The sequence below is a fragment of the Flavobacterium sp. NRK1 genome (assembly GCF_024054175.1).
Taxonomy (GTDB): domain Bacteria; phylum Bacteroidota; class Bacteroidia; order Flavobacteriales; family Flavobacteriaceae; genus Flavobacterium.
The window spans coordinates 143,642-155,376 of the sequence record NZ_JAMXLA010000001.1 but is presented as its reverse complement, the minus strand read 5'-3'; the positions used below and the strand labels follow the sequence as shown (position 1 = coordinate 155,376).

Below are 11,735 nucleotides of genomic sequence, written 5' to 3'. Positions count from 1 at the left end.
AGTCAGAATCAATCTATTAAGCACTCTTTTTAAGGGTGTTTTTTATTTTAAATCTTTAGATGAATTTAATTGGCATATTCTTTGTTTAGGGATATTTTAACAACCTTTTTTTAATAAATTTGAAACTATAAATCAATAATTTACAACATGAGAACAAGTACCTACAAATTTATCCTGGCAGCAGCATTAGGTCTTACTTTATCTAATTGCGGAAGCCCAAAAGTATCGCGTGTAAGCGAAACAAGCGTAACCGATCTTAGCGGCCGCTGGAACGAAACAGATTCGAGGCTGACAGCCGAAGACATTACTGCAGAACTTATGGACCACTCATGGTACAGTACTTTTGCTTCTGAAAACGGTGGCAAGAAACCGGTTATTATAGTAGGTATGATTACCAATAAATCACACGAACATATTCCTGCAGAAACGTTTTCTAAAGACATAGAGAAAGCTATAATTAATTCAGGCAGAATGAAACTGGTACAGGCGGGCAATATGCGTGAAGAAATAAGAGCGGAAAGAGCAGATCAGCAAAACTTCGCATCGCAGTCTACCATGAAAAAATTTGGCCTTGAAAACGGTGCTGATTTTATGCTTCAGGGTACTATAAACTCAATAGTTGACTCTAACAAAAAAGAAAAAACAATATACTATCAGGTAGATCTTGAGCTTACTAATATTCAGACTAACGATAAAGTTTGGATTGGCGATAAAAAGATCAAAAAATACATCAAGTAATTCCCCTGAACAACCATGATGGTAAAAACTACCGTTCCCGCTTTTTTTAAAATAACAGCCGTGCTTTTATTGCTTGGGCTACAGTCCTGTGGTACCTACAACACCAAAACCACAATAGAGGCAGATTTATACAATGGCAATTTTAATAAAGCGATAAAGGAGATAGACAATAATAAATTCCTCAACAAGAACAGGAATAAATTGTTGTACCTCATGGAAAAAGGGAAAATTGAGCATTTGAGAGGCAATTATGAGGCAAGCAATACTTTATTTGAACAGGCTTATATCATGATTGATGACAAGATAACTACTAATGCAGGGCAGGTTGTAGCGTCTAATTTAACAAACCCTATGGCACTGCCTTACAAAGGTGAGGATTTTGAAAAAGTAACTATTCACTATTACATGGCTCTAAATTATTTTCATTTAGGCATGCCTAATGAAGCGCTTGTAGAGGCAAAACGAATAGATATTAAGCTGCTGGAACTAAACGAAAAATATCGTACAAACAAAAACAAGTATAGCAGGGATGCTTTTTCTCAAATTTTGCAGGGCATAATTTATGAAAGTACCGGCGATATAAACAATGCTTTTATTGCCTACAGAAATGCAGAAGAAATATATAGCCAGAATGGCGGTAACTACTTTGGCGTACCTATGCCCGAGCAGCTTAAGCAGGATTTAATAAGAACTGCAAAGCAGATGGGCTTTACTGAGGAATATAATTTATATGTAAATAAGTATAACATACAGCCTGACACAAGTGCTAAAGTAGCTAACCCTCAGTTTTCGGCACCTAATGTGGCGGGAGGTGAAGCTGTAATTTTCTGGGAGAATGGCCTTGCCCCCGCCAAAGATCAGATAACATTAACTTTTTCGGCTACTGAACACTGGTTTTACACTTCTTATATGGAAGATGGTAAGCTGGTGGACATCATTTTACCTATTCCGATGGGATTTAATGTAGGAACAGTTAATGCCATTGCAATACCAAAATACCAAAAAAGGGAAAGTTTTTATACAAAAGCAGCTATAGTTACTAGTAATAAGGAAATCCCTTTTCAGCTTGGCGAAGACTTTTATCCTATAGCAAAACAATGCCTTCAGGACAGAATGCTTCGCGAAATTGTAAATATTGTAACACGATTTGCCTCTAAAAAAGCAGCAAGTGAAGGTTTGGCAGCCCTTAGTAAAAGCCTGTTAGGAGATAATAGCGAAGACGGAGCAAGACTGGTAGGCGATATAGCCGGAGCAGTTACCGAAAAAGCTGATACCCGTAACTGGCAATCATTGCCGGGTACTATCAGTTACATCAGAATTCCTTTAAAGGAAGGACAGACTGAATATACAATAAAAAAATACGGTCCGCAGGGTGTTGTAGATACTGATACTATTACCATTCCGTTTAAAAAGGGATTACAAATTGTAAATTATTTTGATCTGGGCAGAACTCAGGTAGTCCCTGCCGGAGCACAAATTCCTGCTGCAACTAGTAATGATTCTGGTTCCAAACCCTAAAATATTTATTATGAAAAAGTTATTGCTATTATTGTTTCTCCTTACAGGCATATCATTATTTGCACAGGAAAATAATGACTGGGATGAGTGGCAGAAAACAAGCTGCTATTCTAAAATATCGTTCAGGATAAAAAGTGAAAAAAAATACGGAGAGCAGTTTCATTGGAAAATACAATTTAAAAATGATTATCCTGAAGTTATCTCATTTAATTATCATGTAACTGATAAACTTGAACAATATAATATTACTACACATCGAAAAACACTCACTGCAAATCAAGTAAGTGATGATATAGAAATTTTCACTAAAGAAGATGATATTTTTTTATTAGTCGATAAATTGAGTTTTTCGCCATATCCTGAAGATCTTGTAGATTGCGATACTAACTAAAAGTCCATTAAAGGACTTTTTTTTGCATTTGGTCGTATATTTTAACACTTTAAAAGATAATTGGTTTGTTCTAAGAAATTATTATAATTTTACAACAAACCAAACGTTTCTAGCCCTATGAAAATTGTTAAATATATATTTCTCTTACTGGTATTATCTGTCGTGGCAGTCTCGGTTTTTATAGCCACACAGGACGGGAAATATGATATAAAAAAAGAGCGTATTATTAAAGCACCTAAAATGGTGTTATACAATTACATAAACGAATACAAAAACTGGGAAAACATTGGTATACTTACAGGCAGCGATACCACTTCTGTATTCAGTTTCTCTGAAAACACATCGGGGAGGGGGGCAGAAATGTCATGGAAAAAAGGCGAAAATACAGGAGAAATAATTACCACCAATACTATTGAAAACGACTCTATAATACAAAAAGCCATTGTAAATGATCTGGATTCTGAAATTTCATGGAGTTTTACGGATACGCTTAAGAGCACAAAAGTAACTGTAAGGGTAAAAGGACAACTCAGTTTTTCTGAAAAAGCAAATGCTATATTAAGAGGCAATAATGTAAATAAAGAACTGGAAGCTTCACTACAAAAAGGATTGGAAAATCTTGACAGCTTCCTTGTTAAGGAACTTACAGAATTTGATATTAAAGTTAATGATAAACTTGTTACCAAATCAGGAACATTTTATCTGGGACAGTCTGTAACTTCTAAAATTGAAGATATTACTAAAAAAGCTTACGATATTTTCCCCAAGCTTTTAGATTTCATGAAAGAGAATAAGATCGTAAAAAGCGGATCTCCTTTTATACTTTATAAAGCATTTGATAAGGAGAAAAACACTGCGTCCTATATGGTTTGTATTCCTATTAGAGATGAAATGTTCACTTCTCCCGGAAGCGAATTTGAAGGAGGCAGGCTACAATCTTTTACGGCGCTTAAAACAACTTTAAAAGGAGATTACTCGCATCTTAAAAAAGCCTGGGATACAGCGAACAATTATATCACTGAAAAAGGACTGGAAGAAAATACTACAGGAACCTATCTGGAACTTTTCACTAAAAACATACAGAAAACAAAGCGCCCTTCTGAATGGGTTACAGATATTTATATACCTATAGGAACACCAACAATTTTACCGGTAATAGAAAATCCTGCCTCACAACCAGCTAATTCAAAACCTACAGTAAATACTCCTGTAACAATTGCATCTAAACCCGCTGTAAAAACAGCGGCGTGGATAATTGATAAGCCCATAACTGCTAAATCTAAAGCTGGAAATGACAGTGGGAACAGCACTAGTACAAAACCTCCAGTAAATACTGCTTCAAAACCAGCTAGCCCTAAACCGGAAACTAATCCTTAATATAACTTACAGACCAGACACAAAAAAATCCCCATCGGGGATTTTTTTATTTTTTTATAATATGCTTTACAACGGTTTCAGCAGAATGAAGCCCAAATAAAGCAGGCATCCAGCTATTAGTTCCGAAAAACGATTTTTTAAAATTTTTGCCATCTGTCATTTCGAGGCTTGTCTGATCAGGCTCTTCGGTAGAGAAAACTACTTTTATCCCCTTAGATATACCTTCCTTTTTAAGACGTTTTCTAACAGTTTTGGCAAGCGGACAATATTCTGTCTTGCTGATATCGGCTACTTTAACCTTAGAAGCCTCATATTTGCCTCCTGCGCCCATATTACTTATAATCTTAACCTTTTGTCGTCTGGCAGAAATAAGCAGGTTTAACTTAGGTGTAATACTGTCTATACAATCCAGTACATAATCATACTGCGGCGTTACTAATTCATAAGCACGCTCAGGAGAAAGAAACTCCTGTATTCTTATAAGATTGAGTTCCGGATTTATATCCATCAGCCTGTTACCTACTATAGTAACCTTTGGCTGCCCCACGGTAGAGTGTAAAGCCGGTAGCTGACGGTTTATATTGGTGATATCTACTGTATCGCCGTCAACAATAGTCATGTTTCCTACTCCTGCCCTTGCGAGAAATTCAGCCGCAAAAGAGCCGACACCGCCAAGGCCTACCACTATTACATGTGCATTTTTTAATTTCTCCAGTCCTTCCTTCTTAAATAAGAGCTCTGCCCTCTCAGTCCATTCAGCCATTTTTAAAAACAGTTTTAAAATTAGTGCTTACAATATTTTTTACTAGTTCAATTTCTATATTCCGTGCTTTCGCTGCCATTTCATAAACCTCATCCAAACTTTCTTCTATCAGATCGGTTTCCATAAAAAATCTGTCTTCCGGCACTTGTGCAAATACTTCCGATAATTCCGGATTGCGTAACAGGTATTTGCCAAAAGAAAGGTAAAAGCCATTATTCAGCAATTGTTGTGCCACCTGTATATTTTTAGAGAAGCCGTGAACGATTATCGGTACGCCGGGCTGAATTCTGTTTTTGATCTCGATCAACTCCTGAAAAGCTGCGACAAGATGCAAAATTACGGGTTTTTGATATTTTTTTGCTAATAGCAAATGTTTTTCGAAAACTTCTATCTGTAATTCAATTGGCTTTTTAATACGTTTATCCAATCCGCATTCACCTATAGCAAGGCAATTAGGCAAAGAAAGTCGTTCTTCAATAATAGCAAAGTGCTCATCAAGTTTATCTTTATCAATATGCCATGGATGAATGCCTGTAGAGAAAAAAGGAACATCAATATCCTCGTAGGGGTAACGGTTTACAATATCGAAGATATTATTGTCTTCTGAAGATTTATGTGTATGAAGATTATAGAGCAGCATTATGTTTTTTTAGCTGTAACATTTTGATTTTGTTTCGCAATGGCTTTTCTATAAATATATGGCAAAAGGCCGATATAGCGATCAGTACCGCTAATTTTAAATAAAACATACCTACCTCATTAAAGTTAATCCCAAGTTTTTCGAAAATCAATTCAATAGTATCATATACAGGCACCATCAAAACGTAGATACCATAACTTATCTCACCCAAAAACACTAATGGTTTTCCTGAGAACAGCTTGCAAAACACACCTGTATTGACAGCCATTAAAAAAATGAATACTGCAAAAAACACTGCCAAAAAACCATCGTGATAATCAATCCCCAGAGAGTATTTTAACAGCATAAATATAATTAGTCCTGCCAGGACAATTAATAAATCATAGTTTCCCTTAATTGATTTTCTCTTTAAAAAAAGCATACCTGTAAGATTCCCAATAAGAAACTGATTAAGATGCATAGGAGGAAAATAGTAAATCAGATCATGACTTTGCGTACCAAAACCCTGATAAAAACCGTTTGACAGAAGATAATTATGCAATACTACTGTACCTGCCCATAGTAATAGTATTGGCAGAATAAGAGTTGTTACATCATATTTTTTTAATATCCTGTTATACAACAAGGGGAATAGCGCATAGAAAAAAACCTCCACCGATAGCGACCATAAAGGATAATTCCCAACAACGGCATGTCCCGGTATCCATGCCTGCAAAAGGCTAAGATTCAGAATAAGATCAGTAAAGGTAACTTTATCTGTGAGCATAATAGCCGCAAAAAAAGGCAGCACAGAGAGTACCAATAATGGATACAATCTTGCAAACCTGTTTTTATAATACCCTACCGCGTCTATCCTGTTAAAATTACTGTAAGCAATCACCATGATAAATCCTGATAATACAAAAAAATAGCTAACCCCCATATTAGCTTTTTCAAAAGCAGCCAATACCAACTCTGTATTAAATGGATAGGCATTAAGCCCAAAATGAAAGATTACTATTCCTAAAGCCGCAATAAAACGGGTAAATGTTAACTGCTCTAATCTCATTGCTTTTCTTTTTCTTTGCTAAAATACAATAAACACTATTTGCAACACATTTTATTTTTAAAATCAAATACTCCACACTTTTCCAACATATTACATTTGGTATATGTGTTTATATTTTTTTGAAATGATAAGGGTTACGATATCAAAAACATTGGCATCTTCCGATGACTTTTGGGTATGGATGTTATAATAAAGTATCAAACTCGGAAACTTTTTATTTTTATGGTCTTTATAATATTTCTAACAGGTGTCTCAAAATAATAATAGCTCAATGTAGATAATATAATAAGCACTGCAAATGATATATAAAATAAATTTTGAGGATCATGGGTTATGTTAAGCTGCCTTACAATAGAAGTTGTTAATCTGAAAACAGGTAATTGAAGTATATAAATACCAAAGCTTATTTCGCCTAATACTATAAAAAAACGTGTATTAAGTACTCTTGTTACTATACCTCTATTTATACACATAAATATTATAAACGGTACAAATATTACCGCCAGTAATCCGTTATGGTAATTTAATCCAAACGGATGATGTTTTAAAAACAAAATAAAAAAAATAATACTTAAAACAACTGCTATATCATATCTTCCGCTTTTGCCTGCCAGTTTCTTTATAAAAAAAACACCCCCCAGATTTCCCATAAGAAAGGCACTTAAATGCATCACCGGGAAAAAAAATATGAACGCATGGCTTGGTGAGGGATAGCCTTTATTAAAAGAAGAATTTGAAAGATAATAAAGTGTCATTTGAGAAATTATCCAGAAAACAATTACTACAATAGTTACCACCCATAACTTTCGCCTGAAAAAAAACTTATTAAACAGAAAAGGAAAAATAAGGTAGAAAAAAACTTCTACAGATAATGACCATGCGGGTCCATTAAAAATAAGTGCTTTTGATGGTATCCAGGCCTGTAACAACGATAAATTTATAATAGCATCTTTAATAATCCCAAAACTAAAATTAGGATCAAAAAAATAGGTTTGTAAAAATAAAATAACAACGGAGAGAAAAAGTAAAGGATAAATTCTTGCGAACCTGTTTCTTAAAAAAGATAATGTATTAATCTTTTCTAATGAACTATAAGCCACAACCATTATAAATCCGGATAAAATATAAAAATAACTTACCCCTACGTTTGCTTGATGAATAATAAAACCTATTTTCTCATTATTGAACGGATAAGCACCCGAACCAAAATGGAAAACAACAATTGCAATAGCTGCTATAAAACGTGTAAAAGTTAACTGTTCTAATCTCATTACCTTTTTTTTTGCTAAAATACAATAAACACTATTTGCAACACATTTTATTTTTAAAATGAAAAGCCCTACACTTTTCAGTATAGGGTATTGCTATATTGTCAGATTGTTATTGAAGTAACACTCTGTTTAGAATAATTTTGAGTGTTTTTAAATTAAAACGATGGAATAAAGTGCAATAAAAGATGAAATAGCAGACAAAACTTGCAAGGTTAAAGATTCTGTATAAATTTGTCACATAAAATCAAATTTTCGTTATATAATGAAAAAATCAATAGTATTAGCAACAGCGGTTATTATACTTACTGCGTGCCAGAAGAATAAAGAGACAGCACCTGAAACACCGGCTGCATCAGCAGAAATAGCTACGGATGCTACATCTACTGTAACGGATTCTGTTGTTCTCCCTGAGACTGAAAATGAAGTGGAAGTAATAGATGTTAAAACTGATTCTGAAAAGAAAACAACTGAGGTTACTACAGTAAAACCTGCAAATGGAGTAGCAGTTGAATATGCTTCTTTTGGTGATAAAATAGTGGCAGATAAAGCACTTACCAAAGAAGATATGATTAAAAAATACAACTCACTTAAACCCGGTGATACAGTTAATGTAAAATTTAAGTCTAAAATTAATGCCGTATGCCAAAAGAAAGGCTGCTGGATGTCTTTAGCATTACCAGGTAGTAAAGAAACTTTTGTTAAGTTTAAAGATTACGCTTTCTTCGTTCCCCTAAATGCTGCCGATCAGGAAGCTATAGTAAGCGGTAAAGCATTTATAAGCGAAACATCTGTGGCTCAGTTAAGACATTACGCTAAAGATGGTGGTAAGTCGGAAGCAGAGATAGCAAAAATAACAAAGCCCGAAGTAGAGTATAAATTTATGGCCGATGGCGTGCTAATAAGTAAATAATGAGGAAGCTTTTATTATTATCCATTCTCTGCGCTATTATTTTTGCAGGTTGCAAACAAAAATCCAATATCAACAAGCCTGCCGAAGTGGTAAAGGAAAAAACTGCTGAAAAAAAAGAGTTTAAAATGTATGAGATGTCAGAAATGGCAGCACTTATGGAGCAGATGTATGTAGATAATATGAGGCTTAAAGAACGTATAACCTCCGGTGACACTATAGGTAACTTTCCTCAACACTTCTTAAAGATACACGCTTCTGCAATGACTGATGAAAGTGAAAATGATGCCTTTTTTAAAGAACAGGCAGCAAAATTTTTAAAAGCCCAGGAACTTATTTATAAAGACTCCGTAAATGCCAAAATGCATTTTAATGATGCAGTATCATCATGTGTAAAATGCCATGAACAAAAATGTGAAGGGCCTATACCCAGAATTAAAAAACTTTATATTAAATAATTGAAACGAGAATTTATAATAACAGAAGACGGATCTGTAACCATACACCTTCCGGAAATGCAGGAAAGCTATCATTCAAAGTTTGGGGCTATTCAGGAGGCAAATCATGTATTTATACACAATGGGCTGAACTTAATACAAGGGCAGCCCATTTCTGTTTTAGAGATAGGGTTTGGTACAGGGCTTAATGCTTTTATAACATATTGTGAAGGTGTAAAAAGCGGACAGATAATTGATTATACAGGAGTAGAGGCGTATCCCGTTACTATTGATGAAATTACCCATCTTAACTATCCATTATTACTGGAAACCCCTAATGGTCAGCAGGCTTTTGAAGCTATGCACAATGCAGAATGGGAAACAAAGACACCTGTAAGCAACATCTTTTCATTAACAAAACGTAAGCAGTTTTTTCAGGATATTAATGATGTGAATAGATATAACTTAATTTATTTTGATGCTTTTGGCTACCAGTTTCAGCCTGATTTGTGGAGCGTGGATATATTTAAACGAATGTATGCTGCCCTTAAAAATGATGGTATATTAGTAACCTATGCATGCAGAACAATTATTAAAAAAGCGATGATTGAAGCAGGTTTTAGCGTAGAAAAAATTCCGGGGCCACCGGGAAAGAGAGAAATGCTGCGCGCATTCAAAAGCTAACAAAATGTTAATAAATTGTTGTTTTGAAAATTTTAACGCTCAAGTGTTGAAAACTATTTCGTTTTCGAAGAATTTTTTTTAGTACATTTACATATCGTTCTTATCAACCGGACTAAATTAAAATAGATAAATTTCATATCATGACCAGACCGATGTTTAGCTATACAAAAACAATTCTGGAAAGCGTAAGCTTTGATCCTATACTGTTTTGTAAGGAGGTAGAAAAAGCAATAAAAATACTTTTACCTTATGAAATTGAACAACTGGTAGAATGGCTTAATAATTTCACGACCGAAAAGCCTGAATTAAAAGCTTGTCTTATTTACGTTGAACAATAAAATTAGAAAGGAGCCAATTGGCTCCTTTATTTTTTGTCTTTCAATAAAAAGAATTAGTTATTGCTTTTTATGTAATGGGCTTGTAATGTCTACGTTCTGAAAAGTTATTGCTCCTTTAACCACACCTGCAATTGTTGTACGCAATGCTTCTATTATATGAAGCTTTAATTCTTTTTTAGAATATATAAGGCTCACCTCACGTGAGGGTCTTGGCTCTTTAAACTGACGAAGTTTATCTTTGTGTTTACCTTCCATATCTAAAGTATGCAGGTAAGGGAGTAATGTCATTCCCAGTCCTTCATCTGCAAGTTTTACCATAGTTTCAAAACTTCCGCTCTCAATCTGAAAATGATTATCAGATTGTAAGTTGCCCGCTTTACAGATATTCAGCACATTATTTCGGAAACAATGGCCATCCTGCAATAATAAAATATTGCTTAAATTCATTTCCAGATCTTCAACCTCAAACTCTTTCTTTTTATATGCGGGGTTGTTTTCGGGTACATAGGCTACAAAGGGTTCATAGTACAAAACTATTTCTTTAATACTTTCCTCGTTTAGCGGAGTGGCTGCAATAGCGGCATCAAGCTGCCCGTTTTTAAGCATTTTTATAATCTCTTCAGTTGTCCGTTCTTCTATGATAAGATTAACTTTAGGATATCTGTTTATGAAATTGGCCATAAACATAGGCAGTAGGGTAGGCATAACAGTAGGAATAATACCCACTTTAAAATCACCTCCTATATAACCTTTCTGTTGTTCTACAATATCTTTTATACGGCCTGATTCATTAACTATATTCTTTGCCTGCTGTACTATTTTTTGTCCTACGTCGGTAAGCTGAATAGGTTTCTTGCTGCGGTCGAAAATCTGTATATCAAGTTCTTCTTCAAGTTTTTGTATCTGCATACTAAGTGTAGGCTGTGTTACAAAACATTTTTCGGCTGCAAGCGTAAAGTTTTTATGTTCTGCAACGGCTAACACATAGTAAAGCTGTGTAATTGTCATAGTATAGATTTTTATGATAAAATTATAAAAACTATTGATATTTCCTATATTTTAAATAACTAATTTTACGTAAATTTATCTTACAAAACCAATAAAAACGTCAATTTTATGAAAACAAAAAAATCAACTGAAACCACGAATACATTAGGTTTGCCGATAAAAGAAACAGAAGTTATTGCAGCAGAACTTAATATACTGCTGTCTAACTTCCAGGTATATTATCAAAACCTGCGCGGTATCCATTGGAATATACGTGGCAAACGTTTTTTTGATCTTCACATAAAATTTGAAGAGCTTTATAATGATGCGCAATTAAAAATTGACCTTATTGCAGAACGTGTGCTTACATTAGGCGGAACTCCACTACATACGTTTGAAGATTATATTAAAAATAACAGGTTAAAAGTGGGTAAAGATGTAACTGTAGATACAGATGCTGTCAATCTTATTATAACTTCATTAGCTGACCTGCTTAAAATAGAAAGAGTAATACTTGATGAATCCGATAAAATAAGTGATGAAGGAACAAATTCTATGATGAGTGACTTTATTAAAGAGCAGGAAAAAACCATTTGGATGATGAAAGCCTGGAGCGAAGAAGAAATTTAATTTATA

14 protein-coding genes are annotated in these 11,735 nt (G+C 34.3%); 9 read left to right on the top strand and 5 right to left on the bottom strand.

Annotated features, from left to right (window positions below; translation table 11 throughout):
• Positions 1 to 147 precede the first annotated feature (147 nt).
• From NHE85_RS00715 to NHE85_RS00700, 4 genes are all read left to right on the top strand, one after another.
• Complete coding sequence (locus tag NHE85_RS00715) at positions 148 to 738, top strand: penicillin-binding protein activator LpoB (RefSeq protein ID WP_252808750.1); 591 nt, start codon at positions 148 to 150, stop codon at positions 736 to 738.
• A 15-nt stretch (positions 739 to 753) separates the two neighbouring features.
• On the top strand, positions 754 to 2,256 hold the full coding sequence (locus NHE85_RS00710) for a COG3014 family protein (RefSeq protein ID WP_252808748.1): 1,503 nt from the start codon (positions 754 to 756) through the stop codon (positions 2,254 to 2,256).
• Between the two features lie 10 nt (positions 2,257 to 2,266).
• Positions 2,267 to 2,647 (top strand): hypothetical protein, encoded by a 381-nt coding sequence (locus tag NHE85_RS00705; protein WP_252808746.1) that lies wholly within the window; start codon positions 2,267 to 2,269, stop codon positions 2,645 to 2,647.
• A 117-nt stretch (positions 2,648 to 2,764) separates the two neighbouring features.
• Positions 2,765 to 4,024 carry a GyrI-like domain-containing protein gene (locus NHE85_RS00700; RefSeq protein WP_252808744.1) on the top strand — a complete coding sequence of 420 codons (1,260 nt, stop codon included), beginning with the start codon at positions 2,765 to 2,767 and terminating at the stop codon, positions 4,022 to 4,024.
• Positions 4,025 to 4,070: 46 nt separating this feature from the next.
• On the opposite strand, the gene NHE85_RS00695 is transcribed toward NHE85_RS00700, so the two are convergent.
• The 4 genes from NHE85_RS00695 to NHE85_RS00680 form a co-directional block, all read right to left on the bottom strand.
• Positions 4,071 to 4,787 (bottom strand): ThiF family adenylyltransferase, encoded by a 717-nt coding sequence (locus tag NHE85_RS00695; RefSeq protein WP_252808742.1) that lies wholly within the window; start codon positions 4,785 to 4,787, stop codon positions 4,071 to 4,073.
• On the bottom strand, positions 4,780 to 5,427 hold the full coding sequence (locus tag NHE85_RS00690; protein WP_252808740.1) for a TatD family hydrolase: 648 nt from the start codon (positions 5,425 to 5,427) through the stop codon (positions 4,780 to 4,782). Before NHE85_RS00690 ends, NHE85_RS00695 begins: the two co-directional genes overlap by 8 nt.
• Positions 5,414 to 6,475, bottom strand: a complete 1,062-nt coding sequence (locus NHE85_RS00685) for an acyltransferase (RefSeq protein WP_252808738.1) — start codon at positions 6,473 to 6,475, stop codon at positions 5,414 to 5,416. The genes NHE85_RS00690 and NHE85_RS00685 overlap by 14 nt, the downstream gene beginning before the upstream one ends.
• A 197-nt stretch (positions 6,476 to 6,672) precedes the next feature.
• Positions 6,673 to 7,746 (bottom strand): acyltransferase, encoded by a 1,074-nt coding sequence (locus tag NHE85_RS00680; RefSeq protein WP_252808737.1) that lies wholly within the window; start codon positions 7,744 to 7,746, stop codon positions 6,673 to 6,675.
• 262 nt (positions 7,747 to 8,008) lie between these two features.
• Here NHE85_RS00680 and NHE85_RS00675 point away from each other — a divergent pair, with 262 nt between their 5' ends.
• From NHE85_RS00675 to NHE85_RS00660, 4 genes are all read left to right on the top strand, one after another.
• The gene (locus NHE85_RS00675; protein ID WP_252808735.1) at positions 8,009 to 8,656 is read left to right on the top strand and encodes a DUF4920 domain-containing protein; all 648 of its coding nucleotides are present in this window, start codon (positions 8,009 to 8,011) and stop codon (positions 8,654 to 8,656) included.
• Positions 8,656 to 9,111: a hypothetical protein gene (locus tag NHE85_RS00670; protein WP_252808732.1), complete on the top strand. Its 456-nt coding sequence runs from the start codon at positions 8,656 to 8,658 to the stop codon at positions 9,109 to 9,111. Before NHE85_RS00675 ends, NHE85_RS00670 begins: the two co-directional genes overlap by 1 nt.
• On the top strand, positions 9,112 to 9,774 hold the full coding sequence (gene mnmD, locus NHE85_RS00665) for a tRNA (5-methylaminomethyl-2-thiouridine)(34)-methyltransferase MnmD (RefSeq protein WP_252808730.1): 663 nt from the start codon (positions 9,112 to 9,114) through the stop codon (positions 9,772 to 9,774).
• Between the two features lie 140 nt (positions 9,775 to 9,914).
• The gene (locus NHE85_RS00660) at positions 9,915 to 10,112 is read left to right on the top strand and encodes a hypothetical protein (protein WP_252808729.1); all 198 of its coding nucleotides are present in this window, start codon (positions 9,915 to 9,917) and stop codon (positions 10,110 to 10,112) included.
• A 57-nt stretch (positions 10,113 to 10,169) separates the two neighbouring features.
• Here NHE85_RS00660 and NHE85_RS00655 read toward each other — a convergent pair whose 3' ends face one another.
• Positions 10,170 to 11,120, bottom strand: a complete 951-nt coding sequence (locus tag NHE85_RS00655) for a LysR substrate-binding domain-containing protein (RefSeq protein WP_252808726.1) — start codon at positions 11,118 to 11,120, stop codon at positions 10,170 to 10,172.
• 108 nt (positions 11,121 to 11,228) lie between these two features.
• On the opposite strand from NHE85_RS00655, the gene NHE85_RS00650 reads away from it, so the two are divergent.
• Positions 11,229 to 11,729 (top strand): Dps family protein, encoded by a 501-nt coding sequence (locus tag NHE85_RS00650; protein WP_252808724.1) that lies wholly within the window; start codon positions 11,229 to 11,231, stop codon positions 11,727 to 11,729.
• Positions 11,730 to 11,735: the final 6 nt, after the last annotated feature.

Excerpts from the sequence above, each read along its gene's own strand:
- NHE85_RS00680 (WP_252808737.1), bottom strand. The coding sequence starts at position 7,746 with ATGAGATTAGAACAGTTAACTTTTACACGTTTTATAGCAGCTATTGCA.
- NHE85_RS00650 (WP_252808724.1), top strand. The coding sequence starts at position 11,229 with ATGAAAACAAAAAAATCAACTGAAACCACGAATACATTAGGTTTGCCG.
- NHE85_RS00700 (WP_252808744.1), top strand. The coding sequence starts at position 2,765 with ATGAAAATTGTTAAATATATATTTCTCTTACTGGTATTATCTGTCGTG.
- NHE85_RS00715 (WP_252808750.1), top strand. The coding sequence starts at position 148 with ATGAGAACAAGTACCTACAAATTTATCCTGGCAGCAGCATTAGGTCTT.
- NHE85_RS00660 (WP_252808729.1), top strand. The coding sequence starts at position 9,915 with ATGACCAGACCGATGTTTAGCTATACAAAAACAATTCTGGAAAGCGTA.
- NHE85_RS00695 (WP_252808742.1), bottom strand. The coding sequence starts at position 4,787 with ATGGCTGAATGGACTGAGAGGGCAGAGCTCTTATTTAAGAAGGAAGGA.
- NHE85_RS00710 (WP_252808748.1), top strand. The coding sequence starts at position 754 with ATGATGGTAAAAACTACCGTTCCCGCTTTTTTTAAAATAACAGCCGTG.
- NHE85_RS00705 (WP_252808746.1), top strand. The coding sequence starts at position 2,267 with ATGAAAAAGTTATTGCTATTATTGTTTCTCCTTACAGGCATATCATTA.
- NHE85_RS00670 (WP_252808732.1), top strand. The coding sequence starts at position 8,656 with ATGAGGAAGCTTTTATTATTATCCATTCTCTGCGCTATTATTTTTGCA.
- NHE85_RS00655 (WP_252808726.1), bottom strand. The coding sequence starts at position 11,120 with ATGACAATTACACAGCTTTACTATGTGTTAGCCGTTGCAGAACATAAA.
- NHE85_RS00685 (WP_252808738.1), bottom strand. The coding sequence starts at position 6,475 with ATGAGATTAGAGCAGTTAACATTTACCCGTTTTATTGCGGCTTTAGGA.
- NHE85_RS00675 (WP_252808735.1), top strand. The coding sequence starts at position 8,009 with ATGAAAAAATCAATAGTATTAGCAACAGCGGTTATTATACTTACTGCG.
- NHE85_RS00690 (WP_252808740.1), bottom strand. The coding sequence starts at position 5,427 with ATGCTGCTCTATAATCTTCATACACATAAATCTTCAGAAGACAATAAT.